Below are 17,396 nucleotides of genomic sequence, written 5' to 3' on the forward strand. Positions count from 1 at the left end.
GCGGGACGGCCCTTGCGGGGGGGGAGGCTCAGTTGCGGAAGGTGTCGTTCAGGACGATCTGGCCCGAGGCGGGGACGGTCGCGGTGCGGTTGGCGCCGGACTCCCAGGTGACGTTCCCGGCCGCGTCCTTGCGGATGTACTTGTACTCGAAGGCCGTTCCGGCGGGCAGGGACACCGTCAGCTTCCAGACGGGGTACGCGGCCGGGTCGAGCTTGAGGGCGGAGGCGGGGGCCCAGTTGCCGAGCTCGGGGCGGTTTCCGGTGACGTAGACGTTCTGGCCGGTGACCGTGGTGGCGTTCACGTTGAAGGAGGCGCCCGCGGTGACCGGCTGGGTGCCGCAGCTCATGGCCCCGGTGTGCAGGGCGAGGGCGGTGTTCGCGGCGAGGGTGGCCGTGAACTGACCGGAGGAGTTCACCGTGACGGCGGTGTTGGACTGCACGTCGCAGTAGGTGCCGGCGGGCAGGGAGGTCTGGAAGGTCCTGCTCAGTGCGGAGGACTCGTGGTTGATCGCCACGTACGCCTTGGAGCCGCGGCCGAACGCGATCGCGTTGTTGCCGTTGTCCCACCAGTTCGTGACGGCCTGCCCGCGGGCGGTGTTGCGGAAGGCCACCATGGAGGAGATCTCGCGCCAGGCGTGCTGGCACTTCCAGCCGTTGCTGTAGCAGGCGCTCACCTGGTGGTTGTTGGGGGCGCCGGCGTCCTTGTCGGTCCACTCGTAGCCGGAGTGGACGTCCGGGGAGCCGTAGGGCCAGGCGAGCATGAAGACGGAGGCGAGGGTGTAGTTCGCGCCGTCCTTGTAGTTGAGGCTGTCGCCGCCGCGCTCGGTGTCGTGGTTGTCGACGAAGACGCCGGACTGGCCGGAGGGCATGTAGCCCCAGCCCTCGCCGAAGTTCTTGAGGTAGGCGAGCTTCTCGTTCTGCAGGACCCTCTTGAGGTCGCGGGCGTAGCGGAACTCCTGGACGTCGCCGTTGCCGAGGTACTCGCTCGGGGAGACGGCCTCGCCGGCGCCGTGGATGGCCTCCTGCTTCCAGTAGACGGAAGGATTCGTCAGCCGGGACTTGATGTTCGCGAGGTCGGCGGCCGGCATGTGCTTGGCGGCGTCGACGCGGAAGCCGTCGACGCCGAGCGACAGCAGGTCGTTCATGTAGCCGGCTATCCGGCCGCGGACGTAGTCCTCGCCGGTGTCGAGGTCGGGAAGCTGGACCAGTTCGCAGTTCTGGACGTTGGCGCGGTCCTGGTAGTTGGAGATGGCGGAGCGGCAGTCGTCCATGTCCGCGCCGGAGTAGAGGCCCGGGTAGTCGTACTTGGAGAACGAGGTCCCGCCCGTTCCCGTGCCCGAGGCGTTCGCCATGTGGTTGATCACGCTGTCCGCGACGACCTTCACACCGGCGGCGTGGCAGGTGTCGACCATGCTCTTGAAGGCGGCACGGTCGCCGAGCGGGCCGGCGATCTTGTAGCTGACCGGCTGGTAGGCGGTCCACCACTGGGGGCCCTGGATGCGCTCCTGGGGCGGGGAGACCTGCACGTAGCCGTAACCGGCGGGGCCGAGCTGGTCGGTGCAGGCCTTGGCCACCGAGGCGAAGTTCCATTCGAACATCACCGCGGTGACGTCCTTCTCGCCGGGCGGGGCGGCCTGTGCCGGGGCGTTGCCCGTGACGGCCACAGCGGCTCCCGCCACGAGGGCGAGTGCAGCGGCCACGGTCTTCCTGGCCATGTTTCCTCCTGCTGACTCCGATGTCGCAAGAAGTTGCCGAAAATGTCAGCAACTGTTTTCAGCCGTGACCGTATGAGTGCCCCGGCGCCCGGTCAACCCTCCGGACACCTCCACGTAACTTGTTACGAAAGGACTTGCGGCAGCCGACCGGGCGGCTGCGCGGTGGAACCGCGCACCACCAGCTCCGGCTGGAAGACGAACTCCGTGCGCTGCACCGGATTCCCCTCGATCTCCTCCAGGAGCGCGCCGACGGCCGCCGTCGCCATGGCCTGCACGGGCTGGCGCACGGTGGAGAGCGGCGGGCTGGTGAAGGCGATGAGCGGCGAGTCGTCGAAGCCGACGACGGAGACGTCGCCGGGCACGTCGAGGCCGCGGGCGCGGACCGCGCGGATCACGCCGAGCGCCATCAGGTCGGAGGCGCAGACGATGCCCGTGCAGCCCTCGCGGAGCAGGATCTCGGCGGCCGCGTGCCCTCCCTCGACGCCGAAGAGCGTGGGCCTGATGAACCGTTCGGCCTCCGCCCGTTCGACGCCGAGGAGGTCGTACAGCTCGGCGGCGAAGCCCTCGGCCTTGCGGCGCGAGGGCACGTACCGGGTGGGGCCGATGGCGAGGCCGATCCGCTCGTGGCCCAGCTCGACCAGGTGCCGGACGGCCATCCTGGCCGCGGCCCGGTCGTCCGGGGAGACGAAGTTGGCGTCGATGTGCTCGTTGTAGCCGTTGATGAGGACGTACGGGACGCCGCGCTCGGTCAGCCGGGCGTAGCGCGCCGGGTCGGCGCTGGCGTCGGCGTGCAGTCCGGAGAGGAAGACGATGCCGGCCACCCCTCGCTCGACGAGCTGGTCGACGAGCTCGTCCTCGGTGGCGCCGCCGGGCATCTGGGTGCAGAGGACCGGGGTGTAGCCGTGCCCGGCGAGGACCTGTTCGACGACCTGGGCGAAGGCCGGGAAGATCGGGTTGGTCAGCTCGGGCACGACGAGCCCGACGAGGCCCGCGCTGCGGCGTTTGAGGCGTACGGGACGCTCGTAGCCGAGCACGTCGAGCGCCGCGAGGACCTTGTGCCGGGTCGCGCCGGCCACCCCCGCCTTGCCGTTGAGGACACGGCTGACGGTGGCCTCGCTGACCCCGGACTGGGCCGCGATGTCCGCGAGCCGCGGGGCGCCGTTCCCGGCGCCCCGCGGCAGGGGGATCGTCACGCCGTCCACCAGACGGTGGTGTCGGCGGGCAGCTCCACCGTCCCCTCCGCGGCGGAGCCCTCCACCTCCCCGCTGGAGAGGAGATACCGGCCGGGCAGCGGGACGGTGATGGCCCGGCCGGTGGTGTTGGCGGTGCAGACGAATCCGCCGCGGCGGAAGGAGAGCACACCCTCGGGTGCCTCCAGCCACTCGACGGAATCGCCCGCACCGAGTTCGGGGCGCTCGCGCCGGACGGCGAGCGCGCTGCGGTACAGCTCCAGGGTGGAGCCGGGGTCGCCGGTCTGCGCCTCGACGCTCAGGGCGCTCCAGGTCGCGGGCTGCGGCAGCCAGGAACCGCCGTCGCCGAAGCCGTACGAGGAGCCCTCGACGGTCCACGGGATCGGCACCCGGCAGCCGTCGCGGAAGCCGTCCTGGCCGCTGGCCCGCCAGAACGACGGGTCCTGCCGGACCTCGTCGGGCAGGTCGGTGACGTCCGGCAGACCGAGCTCCTCGCCCTGGTAGACGTAGGCGGAGCCGGGGAGGGCCAGCATGAGCAGGGTCGCGGCGCGGGCGCGGCGCAGGCCGAGCTCGCGGTCGCCGGCCTCGCGGAGCTGGGTGCCGAGGCCCGCCGGGTTGGCGAAGCGGGTGGCGTGCCGGGTGACGTCGTGGTTGGACAGCACCCAGGTGGTGGGGGCGCCGACCGGGCGCATCGCGTCGAGCGAGGCGTCGATGACGGCGCGGAGCTCGGCGGCGTCCCAGTGGGTGCCCAGGTACTGGAAGTTGAAGGCCTGGTGCATCTCGTCGGGGCGCACGTAGTTCGCGGTGCGGTCGACGGTCGGGGTCCAGGCCTCGGCGACGAGGATGCGCTCTCCGTCGTACTCGGCGAGGATCTGCCGCCAGGAGCGGTAGATCTCGTGGACGCCGTCCTGGTCGAAGAAGGGCATGACGTCGTTGCCGAGCAGTTTCAGCTGGTCGTGGGCGCCGATGTCGGGCAGTCCCGCCGCCTTGACCAGGCCGTGGGCGACGTCGACGCGGAAGCCGTCGACGCCCATGTCGAGCCAGAAGCGCAGGATGGAGCGGAACTCGTCGCGGACGGCGGGGTGCTCCCAGTTGAAGTCGGGCTGCTCCGGGGCGAAGAGGTGGAGGTACCACTCGCCGGGGGTGCCGTCCGGGTTCTCCGTACGGGTCCAGGCGGGGCCGCCGAAGATGGACTCCCAGTCGTTGGGCGGGAGTTCACCGTTCTCGCCCTTGCCGGGGCGGAAGTGGTAGCGCTCGCGGAGCACCGAGCCGGGGCCCTCGCGCAGGGCGCGCTGGAACCATTCGTGCTGGTCGGAGGAGTGGTTGGGGACCAGGTCGACGATGATGCGCAGGCCCAGTTCGTGGGCCTCGCGGATCAGCGCGTCGGCGTCGAGGAGCGAGCCGAACATGGGGTCGATGGCCCGGTAGTCGGCGACGTCGTAGCCGGCGTCGGCCTGCGGCGAGGCGTAGAACGGGGAGAGCCAGACGGCGTCGACGCCGAGCTCCTTGAGGTACGGCAGCCGGCTGCGGACGCCCTCCAGGTCACCCATGCCGTCGCCGTTCCCGTCGGCGAAGGAGCGCGGGTAGACCTGGTAGATCACGGCCTCTCTCCACCAGCCCGTGTGCGTGCCGGTGGTGGGGGCGTCGGCCGGGGTGGCGAGATGCTGGGTCATGTCTTCCCTGGGAGGTAAGGAGGGGCGTACAGATGGGGCGTTCAACCGTCAGCCCTTGACGGCGCCGGCGGACATGCCGGTGACGAGGTGCCGCTGGGCGAAGAGGAACACCAGTGCTGCGGGGACGGCGATGAGCACGGAGGCCGCGGACATCGGGCCCCACTGGGCGCCGTACTGGTTGACGAACTTCTGCAGTCCGCCGGCGAGCGTGAGGTTCTCGTCGCCGACCATGAAGGCGGAGGCGTAGGCGACCTCGCCCCAGGCGGTGATGAAGGAGTAGAAGGCGGTGACCGCGATGCCCGGCTTGGCGAGCGGCAGGATGAGCCGCCAGAAGGTGCCGAACGGGGTGAGGCCGTCGACGTAGCCGGACTCGTCGATCTCGCGCGGGATGGTGTCGAAGAAGCCCTTCATCATCCACGCGCAGAACGGGACGGCGATGGTCAGGTACGTGATGACCAGGCCGACCGGCTGGTTGAGCAGGCCCATCGTCGCCATGATGTTGTAGATCGGCACGATCAGGACGGCGACCGGGAACATCTGGGTGACCAGCAGCGTCCACATCAGACCTCGCTTGCCGGGGAACCGGAAGCGGCTGACGGCGTAGCCCGTGGTGGCGGAGACGAAGACGCCGAGGACGGTGGTGAGACCGGCGACGAGCAGCGAGTTGCCGAACCAGGTGAGGAACGGGGTGTCGTTCAGCAGGTTCGTGTAGTTCTCGAAGGTCGTCTCTTTGAAGAAGTCCGTGGTGGTCGCGAACTTCGCCGGCTTCAGCGAGGTCAGCAGGACCCACAGCACCGGGAAGACGGCGATCACGGAGGCCACGATCAGCGTGACGTGCAGGCCGACCGAGGCGAGCGGGGAGCGGCGTCCCCGGATCGGGGCGTTCAGGGTCTGGGGGGTGGGGGTCGTGGTGGTCACCAGACTTCTCCCTGCTTGCGGAGGACGCGCTGGTAGAACGCGGCGAAGACCATCAGGAGGACCAGGATGAGCACGCCCCACGTGGACGACTGGGCGAAGTCGCGCGGGCTGACCTCGAAGGAGAACTTGTAGGCCTGGGTGACGAGGATCTGGGTGGCCTCGCCGGGACCGCCCCGGGTGAGCAGGAAGATCACCGGGAACATGTTGAAGGTCCAGATGGTGCTCAGCAGGACCACGGTGGTGCTGACGGACCGGAGGCCGGGCATGGTGATGTGCCGGAAGCGCTGCCAGGCGCTCGCGCCGTCCATCTCGGCGGCCTCGTACAGCTCGCCGGGGATGGACTGGAGTCCGCCGAGGAGGGCGACCATCATGAACGGGACGCCGAGCCAGACGTTGGTCGCGATGACCGAGAGCTTGGCCCAGGTCGGGTCGTTGAGCCACGGGACGGCGTCGATGCCGCCGCCCGCGAGGATCTTGTTGAGCAGGCCGTTGTCCTGGTTGTAGAGGAAGCGCCAGGCGAAGACCGAGACGAAGCCGGGCACGGCCCAGGGCAGGATCAGCATCAGCCGGTAGGCGGAGCGGCCGGCGATCCTGCGGTTCAGGATGTTGGCGAGGCCGAGGCCGAGGCCGAAGGTCAGGGCCACGCAGGACACGGTCCAGACGATCGTCCAGCCGAGCGTCCCGAGGAACTGGCCCCCGGTGATCGCGTCGGTGTAGTTGTCCAGACCGACGAACTCGTAGCTGGCCGGGATCTGGTTGACACCGATCGACCGCGCGACGTTCCGCTCGTTGGCGTCGGTCAGCGACAGGTAGATGCCGCGGACCAGCGGGTAGCCGATGATCACGGCGATCACGATCGTCACCGGGGCGACCATCGCCCAGGCGTACCAGTGGGTGGAGAGGGAGCGCTTCGTCGCGCCCCGGTGACTGCCAGTTCCGCGGCTCCGGCCGCGGGCGACGTCGTCGCCCGCGGCCTTCGCCACCGACTGGCTGGGGGTGTCCACAGCCATCAGCCGGCCTGCCTTCCTGTTACTTCCAGTCCTTCAGGAGCTTGCGGTAGCCGTCGCCCACCGTCTTGGCTCCCGTCTCCGGCGGGGTCTGACCGGTCAGGACCTTGGTGTACTCGGTGACGAGCGGCGCGAAGAGGCTGCCGGTCTCCGGGATCCAGGGGCGCTCGACGGCCTTGTCGACGACCGGCTTGAAGAAGGCGATCATCTCGTTGGTCGCGACGTCCGGCTTGATGTAGACCGACTCGCGGGTGGGGAGGAGGCTGAGCTCCTTCGAGATCTTCGCCTGGGTCTCGGCCGAGGTCATGTACTCGGCGAAGGCGTAGGAGGCGTCGAGGTTCTTCGAGCCGGCGTAGACGGCGAGGTTGTGACCGCCCTGCGGGGCGCCCTGGCCGCCCGAGCCGGCCGGGACCGGGGCGATGCCCAGGTTGGCCTTGTCGGCGAACTCCTTGCCGGCGTAGGTGTCGGCGACGGCCCAGGGGCCGTTGATCATCATGGCGACCTTGCCTTCCTTGAAGGCGGTCTGCATGTTGTTCCAGCCGTCGGTCGCGTCCGTCTTGGCGGCGCCGGAGTCCACCAGGTCCTTGACGACCTTGAAGGCCTTCACGCCGGCCGGGTTGTCGACGGTGACCTTCTTGTTCTCGGCGTCGACCAGGTCGCCGCCCTCGCCGTACAGGAAGGAGAGGAACCAGTAGGCGTCGTCGCCGCGCAGGTACAGGCCGGTCTTGCCGGTCTTCTGCTTGATCTTGGCGGAGACGGACTTGAGCTCGTCGATGGTCTTGGGGACCGTGACGCCGGCGTCCTTGAAGATCTTCTTGTTGTAGAAGATGCCCATGGAGTCGATGACCTGCGGGACGGCGTAGGTCTTGCCGTTGTACTTGGTGGAGGCGGCGGCCTGCTTGAGGAAGTCACCCTCGTTCTTGAGGGCGGGGGTGCCGTCCAGCGGGGCGAGGTAGCCGAGGTCGGCGAACTCGGGGGTCCAGGCCACCTCGGAGCGGATGACGTCGGGCGCGCCGGAGCCGGACTGCGCGGCGTTCTTGAACTTGTTCTGCGCCTCGCCGAACGGCACGTTCACGTACTTGACGGTGACCTTGGGGTGCGCCTTGGTGAATTCCTCGGCGACCTTCTTGAAGACCTTGTCCTCGGAGCCGACCGTGGAGGTGTCCCACCAGGTCACGGTGCCGGAGAGCTCGCCCGAGCTCTTCGAGCCGCCCTCGGAACCGCTGTCGCTTCCGCCGCACGCCGCCAGGGTCACGCCCAGGGCCGCGACCAGCGCGGTAGCCGCTATGCCACGCCGCATGTGAACTCCTTCGATGATCCCGGGGGTGACGAGGGGCTGGAACCTTCCTCATGCGACCGCTCCCTCGCGGCGCTCCGGGTTGCCAGGAACGTAACAGGGATGAAAACGCGCCGAAAGACCTTGCGAGAACTTTCTGCAAGGACCGTCGATCGTTACATTCACGTGTCCCGAAGGTTGCCGAAGGATCGCTTGACAGGGGCGACCGGGCCTCCTTTCCCGCCCGAGCGCCCCCGCAAGGCGGCGGCAAGGGCTGCAAGGCCTTGCAGCAGGACGATGTCGGGCCGACCTGGAGGTAGCGGTGGGCAATACGCCCCGTGACCGGTACAGTCCATCCTCATGACCGCGCGGCTCTCCGACATCGCAGCCCAGGCGGGGGTCAGTGAGGCCACAGTCAGCCGCGTGCTCAACGGCAAGGCGGGAGTGGCCGCCGCCACCCGCGAGTCCGTCCTTGCCGCGCTCGACGTGCTCGGCTACGAGCGGCCCGTGCGTCTGCGCCAGCGCAGCGCGGGACTGGTCGGCCTCATCACCCCCGAGCTGGACAACCCGATCTTCCCCGCCCTCGCCCAGGTCATCGGGCAGGCCCTGACCCGGCAGGGGTACACACCGGTCCTCGCCACCCAGACCCCCGGCGGGTCCACCGAGGACGAGCTCACCGACATGCTGGTGGAGCGCGGCGTCGCCGGCATCATCTTCGTCTCCGGCCTGCACGCCGACACCACCGCCGACATGACGCGCTACGACCAGCTGCGCGGCAAGGGCGTTCCGTACGTCCTCCTCAACGGCTTCTCCCCGAAGGTCCAGGCGCCCTTCGTCTCCCCCGACGACCGGGCGGCGATGCGGCTGGCCGTGACGCACCTGGCCGCCCTCGGGCACACGCGGATCGGTCTCGCCGTCGGGCCGAAGCGGTTCGTGCCGGTGCTGCGCAAGATAGAGGGCTTCCAGCAGGGCATGGCGGAGCGCTTCGGCCTCTCCCCCGAGGAGTCCGAGGAACTGATCCAGCACTCCCTCTACACCCTGGAGGGCGGCCAGGCCGCGGCCGGGGCGCTGATCTCCCGCGGCTGCACGGCCGTCGTCTGTGCCAGCGACATGATGGCGCTCGGCGCGATCCGGGCGGCCCGGCAGCAGGGCCTGGACGTCCCCCGGGACGTCTCGGTCGTCGGTTTCGACGACTCTCCGCTCATAGCGTTCACCGACCCGCCGCTCACCACGATCCGGCAGCCGGTGCAGGCGATGGGGCAGGCCGCGGTCCGCGCGCTCCTGGAGGAAGTGGGGGGCACCCCGGCCCCGCACTCCGAGTTCGTCTTCATGCCTGAGCTGGTGGTTCGCGGTTCGACCGCGTCGGCTCCGGCACCCGCGCGCACTCCTTCCTGAGGTGGAGCGGGTGCACCCCGGACCCGACGGAGGGATGATCGGTCGGGGGGACGGGATCTGGCAGACTCTCTCGCTATGGGTGAAACGACCGTGAAGAGCTTGGACAGCCGGACGACCCCGTCGTCACCCATCGTGGCCGACGAGGGCAGGTTCGCGCGGCTGCGCACGGGCTCGCCCCGGCGTCCCACCATCTGGTTCGAGATCCTGCTCATCGCGGTGAGCTACTGGACGTACTCGCTCATCCGCAACGCGGTGCCGGAGCAGAAGGCCGAGGCACTCCGGAACGCCGACTGGATCTGGAAGACCGAGGAGTCCCTCGGGCTCGCCTTCGAGCACGCCGTCAACCACGCCGTCAACTCGGTGACGTGGCTGATCGTCTCGATGAACTACTACTACGCCACGCTGCACTTCGTCGTGACCATCGGCGTGCTGGTGTGGCTGTACCGGTGGCATCCGGGCCGTTACGCGGCGTTCCGCACGGTCCTGTTCGCGACCACCGGTGTGGCCCTGGTCGGTTACTACCTGTACCCGCTCGCGCCGCCCCGGCTCATGAACGGCCAGGACTTCGTCGACACGGTGCTCGTCCACCACACCTGGGGCTCGATGGCCTCGGGCAACCTCAAGCACGTGTCGAACCAGTACGCGGCGATGCCGTCGATGCACATCGGCTGGTCGCTCTGGTGCGGACTGACCATCTTCCTGCTCGCCCGGGCGCCCTGGGCGAAGGTCCTCGGCCTGCTCTACCCGACGGCGACGCTCGTCGTCATCGTCGCCACCGCCAACCACTTCTGGCTGGACGCGGTCGGCGGCACGGTCTGCCTGTCCTTCGGCTTCGCCGTCTCCTACTTCTGGTACGGCTCCCGCCCCCACCGCCTGCCGAAGCTGGTGGAGCCGGCGGCGTCGACCGCGCAGCGGGGCGGTCCGTCCCCCGTGGCGGGGACGGACCGCGAGGACGACGTGGAGCCGGTCGGCTCCGGCAAGTGATCCGGCCGGCCGGCTCCGGCGGGTGATCCGGCCGGTCAGCCCCGGTACGTGATCCGGCCGGTCAGCCCCGGTACGTGATCCGGCCCCCGGCGACCGTCAGCCGGATCGGGATCCCGGCGGTCTCGTCCGCCGGGATCTCCACCGGGTCCGCGGCGAAGGCGGTGAGGTCGGCCCGGAAGCCCGGGGCGATCCGGCCCGCCACCGCCTCCTCCCCCGCTGCGAGCGCCGCGTGCGTGGTCATCCCCTCCAGGGCCATCAGGCCGGTGAGCCCGTGCCGGGCGGCGGCCGCGCCGCGCGGGGCGCGGGCGGTGGCGAGGACCTGACGGGCGTCGTGGTGGGCGATGGGCCAGTCGGAGCCGAGCGCGAGGTGCGCCCCGGCGTCCCGCAGGTCGCGGCAGCGCCAGGCGCGGGCGGCCCGCTCCCCGCCGAGCCGCCGGGACCACTCGTCGGTGTGGTCGGCGCGGGTGTACGCGGTGTGCGGGGGCTGCATCGAGGCGACGACGCCGAGCGCGGCGAAGCGTCCGAGCTGGTCGTCGGGGACGGTCTCGATGTGCTCGACGCGGTGGCGGGGGCCGCCCTTGCCGAGGCCTTCGACGGTGTCGAGGACGTGCCGGACGGCGGCGTCGCCGATGGCGTGGGTGGCGGTGCCGACACCGGCCCGGTGGAGCCGGCGCACGGCGGCGGAGTAGGCGGCCGGGTCGGGCCAGAAGGCGTCGGTGCCCTGGCCGTGGCAGTCGGCGTGTTCCAGCCAGGCGGTGCCGCCCTCGACGGTGCCGTCCATGAAGAACTTCACGCCGCCGATCGCCCACAGCCGTCCGGCCCGCTCCTGGAGCCGTACGAGTCCGTCGATCTCCTCGGGGCCGGCGCCGGGCATGCACCAGGGGGCGAGGCGCAGGCGGACCGGCAGGTGGCCGTCCTCCTCGACGCCGGCGAGGAGTCCGGGGACGTCGTGTCCGCCGAGGTCCATGACGTGGGCGGCGGTGAGGCCGGTGGCGGCCATGGCGCCGAGCAGCTCGACGAGCCGGTCGCGGCGCTCGGCGTACGGCTGGGCGGGCAGCACCGGGGTCATCAGGTCCATGGCGGCGTGTTCGACGAGGTGCCCGGTGGGGCGGCCGTCGGCGCCGCAGACGATCTCGGAGTGCTGGGCGAAGGCGCGGGGGCCCTCGATCCCGGCGGCCTTGAGGGCGGCCGCGCTGACGAGGGCGGAGTGTCCGTCGTAGAGGCGCAGGTGGGCGGGGGCGCCGTCGAGGGCGTCCTCGACGAGGTCGTGGTGGACGGGCCGCCCGCCGAAGACGTTGTGGTCGAGGCCGAAGCCGAGGACCCAGCCGTCGCGGCGTTCGGCGGTGCGGAGGGCGGCGCGCAGTCCTTCGAGGTCGGTGACGGCCGAGAGGTCGGTGCCGGTGGACATCTCCAGGCCCCAGACGGGGTGGCTGTGGGCGTCGGTGAGGCCGGGGGTGAGGGTGGCGCCGGCGAGGTCGACCGTCTCGGTGCCGGGGCCGGCCCAGGTGCGGGCCTCCGCGTCGGTGCCGAGGGCGGTGATCAGTCCGTCGTGGACGGCGACAGCGGTGTGCCGGGAGAGGCCGGGGGTGCGGACGCGGGCGTTGACGAGGAGGAGGTCGGGTGCGGGCACGAGGGGTCTGATCCTTCGGTGTCGGGTTCGGCGGCGAAGCGGGCGTAGGTCTCGGGGCGGGTGCGGCGGAGCCGGTGCGCGAGGAGGAGCCCGAGGACGAGGACGGCGGGGACGACGGCGACGAGGACGGTGTTGACGGTGGTGGAGGCGCCGGTGAACAGATCGACCTTGGAGGCAACGAGCCAGAGGGCGACGGCGAGCAGCACGGCGGCGGCGGCCGGAGCGACGAGGGTGCGCAGGGCGCCCTCCTGGTGCGGGACGCGCCGGAAGTAGCGGATGACGGCGAGGGCGGCGAGCAGCATCAGCGCCATGAGGCCGAGCATGCCGGGGGTGTTCACCCAGAGCAGCAGCTGGGTGTACGGGTCGGCGCCGGCGGCGGCGAAGCCGAGCACGATGACGGCGCCGAGCACGGTCTGGGCGACGCCGGCGAGGTACGGGGAGCGGTGGCGCGGGTGGACGCGGCCGAGGGCGGCGGGCAGGACGCCCTCCTCGGCGAGCGCGAGCCCGTAGCGGTTGATCGCGTTGTGGAAGGCGAGGAGCGAGGCGATGATGCTGGTCACGATGAAGACGTGCATCAGGTCGGCGGCCCAGCCCCCGACGTAGGTGGTGATGGCGGCGAAGAAGAGTCCGCCGGTGTCGCCCGCGGCGGCCTCGACGACCTTGTCGTCGCCGAAGGCCTGGATGACGGTCCAGACGACGAAGGCGTAGAAGAGCCCGAGGAAGCCGACCGCGATGTAGGTGGCGCGGGGGATGGTGCGGGCCGGGTCGCGGGCCTCGCGGCGGTAGATGACGGTCGACTCGAAGCCGGTGAAGGCGGAGAAGGCGAAGGCGAGCACGGCGGCGGTGCCGGGGACGAACACGTTGCCGGGGGCGAAGGAGCCGAGCGAGATCCCGTCGGCGCCTCCCTCGATCAGGACGCCGGCGGCGAGGAGCACGAGGATCCCGGTCTCGGCGACGAGGAGGACGCCCAGGACCTTGGCGCCGAAGTCGATGGAGCGGTAGCCGCCGTACCAGATGAGCAGCAGTCCGGCGAGGGCGATCGGCAGCCAGGGCAGGTCGACGCCCCACAGGGCGTGGGCGGTGTCGGCGGTGGCGGAGCCGAGGAGTCCGTAGACGCCGATCTCCATGCCGTTGTAACCGACCATGGCGACGAGGGCGGCGGCGATGCCGAGGGGTTTGCCGAGGCCCTGGGCGACGTACGCGTAGAAGGCGCCGGCGCTGCGGACGTGGCGGCTCATCGCGGTGAAGCCGACGGCGAAGACGGCGAGGGTGAGGCCGGCGAGGAGGTATCCGGCCGGGGCGCCGATGCCGCCGAGGACGAGGGCGATGGGGGCGACGCCGGCCATGACGGTGAGCGGGGCGGCGGCGGACACGACGAAGAAGGAGATGTCCGCGGTGGTGAGCGTGCCGGTGCGGAGCCCGGGCGGCTCGTCGGACGTGCTGGACGACATGGGTGGGGAGGCCCTTCTGCGACGGGAGCAGGAAACCTAAAGCCTTTCGGTTGGCGCAATGTAGCCTCGTGCCCGACGATTCGGGAAGACCTGAACTGGGGGAAAACCTTCATGGGCCGGCCGCGCACACCCCTCCTCGACCGGGAGCGCATCACCACCACAGCGCTCGAACTCGTGGACGAGCAGGGCGAGTTCAGCGTCCCGCAGATCGCCCGCCGACTCGGCGCGCAGACGGCCTCGGTGTACCACCATGTGGACGGCCGGGACGGCATCGTGGAGCTGCTGCGGGAGCGGGTCTGCGACGCCATCGACGACGACGCCTTCGAGCTGACGCCCTGGGACGCGGCCATGACCGCCTGGGCCCGCTCGTACCGCGCCGCCTTCGCCGCCCACCCGCGCGCGATCCCGCTGCTCACCGCCTCGCCGGTGCGCGCCCCCAAGGTGCTCCAGCAGTACGAGAAGGCCGTCGCCCGCCTCCTGGACGCGGGCTTCCCGCTGTCGGCCGTGATGCCGGTGATCATCGGCCTGGAGAACCTGGTGCTCGGCTCGGCCCTCGACATGGCGGCGCCCGAGATGATGTGGGAGCTGGCCGACGAGACGGCCACCCCCCAGCTGGCCCGCGCCCTCGGCGCGGTCTCCGAGGGCCGGTCCGACCGGGCCTTCGAGCTGGCCCTCGCCGGCTATCTGGCCCACGTCCGGGCGCTGCTCGACGCGGATCAGCTGTAGGACCGGAGCTCGATCAGCCGCCCCTCCGGGTCGCGGAGGTGGGCGGTGCGCAGACCGGGGCCCCACTCGGGGCGGTCGGCCGCGCCGAGCACGGGAGCGCCGCCGGCCTCCGGGCAGAGGGCGAGGGCCTCGTCCACGTCGTCCACCCGCAGCACCGGCATCGCACTGCCCTGGGCCGGCTCCGGACGGGCCGGCAGGTCCCCGGTGCCGAGACGGAGGCCATCGGGGCGCGGTCGAACAGCACCAGCACGCCCCGGCCGTCCGCCTCCCAGTCGGCGTACGGCCCGCCCGGCCCGCCCTTGTCGAGCTCCGCGCCGGTCACCGGCGGGTACGTCGAGCGGGCGCGCGACCCCGAGTACCGCAGGCGCGTCTCCGTCACCCCCGCCCCCGCGGGCCGGGCCCTCCTCGCGGAGCTCGAAGCCGACCTGATCCGAAAACAGGCCCTAGGCCCCGTAGAAGAGCTCCTCGACGACGGCCCTGGCCCGGCGGGTGATCCGGCGGTAGTCGTCGACCATCTCGCCGACGTGACCCGCCTCGTACCCCAGGTACCGCCCCACCGCGGCGAGTTCGCGCGGCTCCGACGGGAAGGTGTCGCCGGGGCGGCCGCGGACCAGCATCACCGCGTTGCGCACGCGGGTGGCGAGGACCCAGGCCTCGTCGAGGGTCTGCGCCTCCTCCGCCGGGATCAGGCCCACCGCGTGGGCGGCGGCCAGGGCCTCCCGGGTACGGGTCGTGCGCAGGCCCGGTTCGGCCCAGCCGTGCCGCATCTGGAGCAGCTGGACCGTCCACTCGACGTCGCTGAGACCGCCGCGCCCGAGCTTGGCGTGGAGCGTCGGGTCGGCGCCGCGCGGCAGCCGCTCGGACTCCATCCGGGCCTTGAGGCGGCGGATCTCGCGGACCGCGTCCTCGCCGAGGCCTTCCGCCGGATAGCGCAGCGGGTCGACGAGTTCGACGAAGCGGTCCGCCAGGTCCAGGTCTCCCGCCATCGGTGCGGCGCGCAGCAGCGCCTGGCTCTCCCAGACGAGCGACCAGCGGCGGTAGTAGGCCTCGTACGACTTCAGGCTGCGCACCAGGGGGCCGCTCTTGCCCTCCGGGCGGAGGTCCGCGTCGATCAGCAACGGCGGGTCTGCCGTGGGCAGTTGGAGCAGTCTTCGCATCTCGGCGACCACCCGGTTCGCGGCCCGGGACGCCTCCTGCTCGTCGACGCCCTCGCGCGGCTCGTGCACGAACAGCACGTCGGCGTCGGAGCCGTACCCGAGCTCGTGGCCGCCGAAGCGGCCCATGCCGATCACCGCGAACCGGGTCGGCAGCTCCTCGCCCCACTCCGCGCGCACGGCGGCCCGCAGGGCGCCCGCGATCGTCGCCGCGTTGAGGTCGGTGACGGCCTCCCCCACCCGGTCGACGAGCGCGCCCGGATCGGACTCGCGAGGGCTGTCCTCGGTGCCGTACGAGCCGATGAGATCGGCCGCGGCGGTGCGGAACAGCTCCCTGCGGCGCACCCCGCGGGCCGCCGCGACCGCCTGCTCGGCGTCGTCCGCGCGGCGCACCGCCGCCAGGACCTCCTGCTCCAGGTGGTCGCGGCCGCGCGGCTTCAGGCCCTCCGGGTCGCCGAGGATCGCGACGGCCTCGGGGGCGCGGAGCAGCAGGTCGGGGGCGAGGCGCCCGGCGGACAGGACCCGGGCGAGGTTCTCGGCGGCGGCGCCCTCGTCGCGGAGCAGCCGCAGGTACCAGGGGGTCTTGCCGAGGGCGTCGGAGACCTTGCGGAAGCCGAGGAGTCCGGCGTCCGGGTCGGCGGAGTCGGCGAACCAGCCGAGCAGCACCGGGAGCAGCGTCCGCTGGATCGCGGCCTTCCGGCTCACCCCGGAGGCCAGCGCCTCCAGATGGCGCAGGGCGGCGGCGGGGTCCGCGTACCCGAGCGCTTCGAGCCGCTGCCCGGCCGCCTTCGGACTGAGCCGGATCTCGCCGGGGGCGAGCTGGGCGACCGCGTCGAGCAGCGGCCGGTAGAAGAGCTTCTCGTGCAGGCGCCGGACGACGGCGGCGTGCCGCTTCCACTCCTTGTTGAGCTCGGCGACCGGGTCGGTGCGCAGCCCGAGGGAGCGGCCGAGGCGGCGCAGGTCGGCCTCGTCCTCGGGGACGAGGTGGGTGCGGCGCAACCGGTACAGCTGGATGCGGTGCTCCATGGCCCGCAGGAAGCGGTACGCCTCGTCGAGCTGGGAGGCGTCGGCGCGGCCGACGTAGCCGCCGGCGGCGAGGGCGGCGAGCGCGTCGAGGGTGGTGCCGCTGTGCAGGGTGGCGTCGCTGCGGCCGTGCACCAGCTGGAGGAGCTGGACGGCGAACTCGACGTCCCTGAGGCCGCCGGGACCGAGCTTGAGCTCGCGCTCGACCTGGGCGACGGGGATGCCGGCGACGACGCGGCGGCGCATCTGCTGCACGTCGGGGACGAAGTTCTCGCGCTCGGCCGCCTGCCAGACCAGCGGGGAGACCGCGTCGATGTACTGGGCGCCCAGCTCGGGGTCGCCGGCCACCGCGCGCGCCTTGAGCAGCGCCTGGAACTCCCAGGTCTTGGCCCACCGCTGGTAGTAGGCGAGGTGGGAGGAGAGCGTGCGGACGAGGGGGCCGTTGCGGCCCTCGGGGCGCAGGTTGGCGTCGACCGGCCAGATGGTGCCCTCGACGGTGGTCTCCGAGCAGATCCGCATCAGATGGGAGGCGAGGCGGGTCGCGGCCTGGATCGCCTTCCCCTCGTCGGCGCCCTCGGTGGGTTCCCCGACGAAGATCACGTCGACGTCGGAGACGTAGTTCAGCTCGTGGCCGCCGCACTTGCCCATCGCGATCACCGCGAGCCGGCACGTGGCGGCGTCGGCCGGCGCGGCCGTACGGGCGATGGCGAGCGCGGCGCGCAGGGTCGCCGTCGCCAGGTCCGCGAGCTCGGCGGCGGTCTGGGCGACGTCGGTGGTGCCGCACACGTCACGGGCCGCTATGGCGAGGAGGCAGCGGCGGTAGGCGACCCGCAGCGACACCGGGTCGACGGCCTCGGCGAGCCCCTGCTCGAACTCGGCGAGCCCCGGGTGCAGGTCGGCCGCCTCGTACGTGACGAGGGACTCCCAGTCGCGGGGGTGCCGGGCCAGGTGGTCGGCGAGCGCCTCGGAGGCGCCGAGCACGCCGAGGAGCCGGTCCCGGAACGGCTTCGCGGAGAGCAGCGTGGTGGTGAGGGTCTGCCGCTCCGTCTCGGCCTGCGCCTCGACGAGGCGGACCAGCCCGCGCAGGGCGAGGTCGGGATCGGCGGTGGCGCCGAGGGCGTCGAGGAGGACGGGGTCGCCGCGCAGCGCGGACAGCTCGGGCACGTCGAGGAGCCGTTCGGCCCCCGAGGGGTCGGTGAACCCGTGCCGCAGCAGACGTGAGAACGTGCTGCTCCTGCGTCCCGGCACCGTCATT

General features: G+C 71.8%; 13 protein-coding genes. 3 read left to right on the forward strand and 10 right to left on the reverse strand.

The genetic code is table 11. From position 1 onward, the window contains the following. Nucleotides 1-28: 28 nt before the first annotated feature. The 6 genes from K7G60_RS01005 to K7G60_RS01030 form a co-directional block, all read right to left on the reverse strand. Nucleotides 29-1,714 (reverse strand): carbohydrate-binding module family 20 domain-containing protein, encoded by a 1,686-nt coding sequence (locus K7G60_RS01005; RefSeq protein ID WP_225798821.1) that lies wholly within the window; start codon nucleotides 1,712-1,714, stop codon nucleotides 29-31. 122 nt (nucleotides 1,715-1,836) lie between these two features. Then, nucleotides 1,837-2,916 carry a LacI family DNA-binding transcriptional regulator gene (locus K7G60_RS01010; protein WP_225798822.1) on the reverse strand — a complete coding sequence of 360 codons (1,080 nt, stop codon included), beginning with the start codon at nucleotides 2,914-2,916 and terminating at the stop codon, nucleotides 1,837-1,839. Then, the gene (locus tag K7G60_RS01015; RefSeq protein WP_225798823.1) at nucleotides 2,904-4,577 is read right to left on the reverse strand and encodes a glycoside hydrolase family 13 protein; all 1,674 of its coding nucleotides are present in this window, start codon (nucleotides 4,575-4,577) and stop codon (nucleotides 2,904-2,906) included. Before K7G60_RS01015 ends, K7G60_RS01010 begins: the two co-directional genes overlap by 13 nt. A 48-nt stretch (nucleotides 4,578-4,625) precedes the next feature. After that, nucleotides 4,626-5,498 carry a carbohydrate ABC transporter permease gene (locus tag K7G60_RS01020; RefSeq protein WP_263985363.1) on the reverse strand — a complete coding sequence of 291 codons (873 nt, stop codon included), beginning with the start codon at nucleotides 5,496-5,498 and terminating at the stop codon, nucleotides 4,626-4,628. Then, on the reverse strand, nucleotides 5,492-6,505 hold the full coding sequence (locus tag K7G60_RS01025) for a carbohydrate ABC transporter permease (RefSeq protein WP_225798825.1): 1,014 nt from the start codon (nucleotides 6,503-6,505) through the stop codon (nucleotides 5,492-5,494). Before K7G60_RS01025 ends, K7G60_RS01020 begins: the two co-directional genes overlap by 7 nt. A gap of 19 nt (nucleotides 6,506-6,524) precedes the next feature. Continuing rightward, on the reverse strand, nucleotides 6,525-7,802 hold the full coding sequence (locus K7G60_RS01030) for an extracellular solute-binding protein (protein ID WP_225798826.1): 1,278 nt from the start codon (nucleotides 7,800-7,802) through the stop codon (nucleotides 6,525-6,527). A 336-nt stretch (nucleotides 7,803-8,138) separates the two neighbouring features. Here K7G60_RS01030 and K7G60_RS01035 point away from each other — a divergent pair, with 336 nt between their 5' ends. Then, a complete protein-coding gene (locus K7G60_RS01035) occupies nucleotides 8,139-9,173 on the forward strand; it encodes a LacI family DNA-binding transcriptional regulator (protein ID WP_225798827.1) in 1,035 nt (344 codons plus the stop codon). Between the two features lie 75 nt (nucleotides 9,174-9,248). After that, on the forward strand, nucleotides 9,249-10,157 hold the full coding sequence (locus K7G60_RS01040; protein ID WP_225798828.1) for a phosphatase PAP2 family protein: 909 nt from the start codon (nucleotides 9,249-9,251) through the stop codon (nucleotides 10,155-10,157). A gap of 61 nt (nucleotides 10,158-10,218) precedes the next feature. Here the strand turns inward: K7G60_RS01040 and K7G60_RS01045 are convergent, their stop codons facing one another. Together K7G60_RS01045 and K7G60_RS01050 are read right to left on the reverse strand one after the other, a co-directional pair. Continuing rightward, on the reverse strand, nucleotides 10,219-11,787 hold the full coding sequence (locus K7G60_RS01045) for an amidohydrolase (protein WP_225798829.1): 1,569 nt from the start codon (nucleotides 11,785-11,787) through the stop codon (nucleotides 10,219-10,221). Then, nucleotides 11,697-13,238 carry an APC family permease gene (locus tag K7G60_RS01050; RefSeq protein ID WP_225798830.1) on the reverse strand — a complete coding sequence of 514 codons (1,542 nt, stop codon included), beginning with the start codon at nucleotides 13,236-13,238 and terminating at the stop codon, nucleotides 11,697-11,699. Before K7G60_RS01050 ends, K7G60_RS01045 begins: the two co-directional genes overlap by 91 nt. Nucleotides 13,239-13,349: 111 nt before the next feature. Here K7G60_RS01050 and K7G60_RS01055 point away from each other — a divergent pair, with 111 nt between their 5' ends. Then, a complete protein-coding gene (locus K7G60_RS01055) occupies nucleotides 13,350-13,964 on the forward strand; it encodes a TetR/AcrR family transcriptional regulator (RefSeq protein ID WP_225798831.1) in 615 nt (204 codons plus the stop codon). Here the strand turns inward: K7G60_RS01055 and K7G60_RS01060 are convergent. Together K7G60_RS01060 and K7G60_RS01065 are read right to left on the reverse strand one after the other, a co-directional pair. Then, nucleotides 13,955-14,125 carry a VOC family protein gene (locus K7G60_RS01060; protein WP_225798832.1) on the reverse strand — a complete coding sequence of 57 codons (171 nt, stop codon included), beginning with the start codon at nucleotides 14,123-14,125 and terminating at the stop codon, nucleotides 13,955-13,957. The two genes, K7G60_RS01055 and K7G60_RS01060, sit on opposite strands and share 10 nt — an antisense overlap. Nucleotides 14,126-14,407: 282 nt before the next feature. Continuing rightward, nucleotides 14,408-17,395: a bifunctional [glutamine synthetase] adenylyltransferase/[glutamine synthetase]-adenylyl-L-tyrosine phosphorylase gene (locus tag K7G60_RS01065; protein WP_225798833.1), complete on the reverse strand. Its 2,988-nt coding sequence runs from the start codon at nucleotides 17,393-17,395 to the stop codon at nucleotides 14,408-14,410. Nucleotide 17,396 lies beyond the last annotated feature (1 nt).

Origin of the sequence: Streptomyces sp. NK15101, assembly GCF_020400725.1 — a bacterium.
In the GTDB taxonomy this organism is placed as follows: Bacteria; Actinomycetota; Actinomycetes; order Streptomycetales; family Streptomycetaceae; genus Streptomyces.

What these genes read in the sequence shown, in the direction of transcription:
- K7G60_RS01060 (WP_225798832.1), bottom strand. Translation starts at nt 14,125, where the DNA reads ATGCCGGTGCTGCGGGTGGACGACGTGGACGAGGCCCTCGCCCTCTGC.
- K7G60_RS01065 (WP_225798833.1), bottom strand. Translation starts at nt 17,395, where the DNA reads ATGACGGTGCCGGGACGCAGGAGCAGCACGTTCTCACGTCTGCTGCGG.
- K7G60_RS01050 (WP_225798830.1), bottom strand. Translation starts at nt 13,238, where the DNA reads ATGTCGTCCAGCACGTCCGACGAGCCGCCCGGGCTCCGCACCGGCACG.
- K7G60_RS01040 (WP_225798828.1), top strand. Translation starts at nt 9,249, where the DNA reads ATGGGTGAAACGACCGTGAAGAGCTTGGACAGCCGGACGACCCCGTCG.
- K7G60_RS01015 (WP_225798823.1), bottom strand. Translation starts at nt 4,577, where the DNA reads ATGACCCAGCATCTCGCCACCCCGGCCGACGCCCCCACCACCGGCACG.
- K7G60_RS01025 (WP_225798825.1), bottom strand. Translation starts at nt 6,505, where the DNA reads ATGGCTGTGGACACCCCCAGCCAGTCGGTGGCGAAGGCCGCGGGCGAC.
- K7G60_RS01005 (WP_225798821.1), bottom strand. Translation starts at nt 1,714, where the DNA reads ATGGCCAGGAAGACCGTGGCCGCTGCACTCGCCCTCGTGGCGGGAGCC.
- K7G60_RS01035 (WP_225798827.1), top strand. Translation starts at nt 8,139, where the DNA reads ATGACCGCGCGGCTCTCCGACATCGCAGCCCAGGCGGGGGTCAGTGAG.
- K7G60_RS01055 (WP_225798831.1), top strand. Translation starts at nt 13,350, where the DNA reads ATGGGCCGGCCGCGCACACCCCTCCTCGACCGGGAGCGCATCACCACC.
- K7G60_RS01030 (WP_225798826.1), bottom strand. Translation starts at nt 7,802, where the DNA reads ATGCGGCGTGGCATAGCGGCTACCGCGCTGGTCGCGGCCCTGGGCGTG.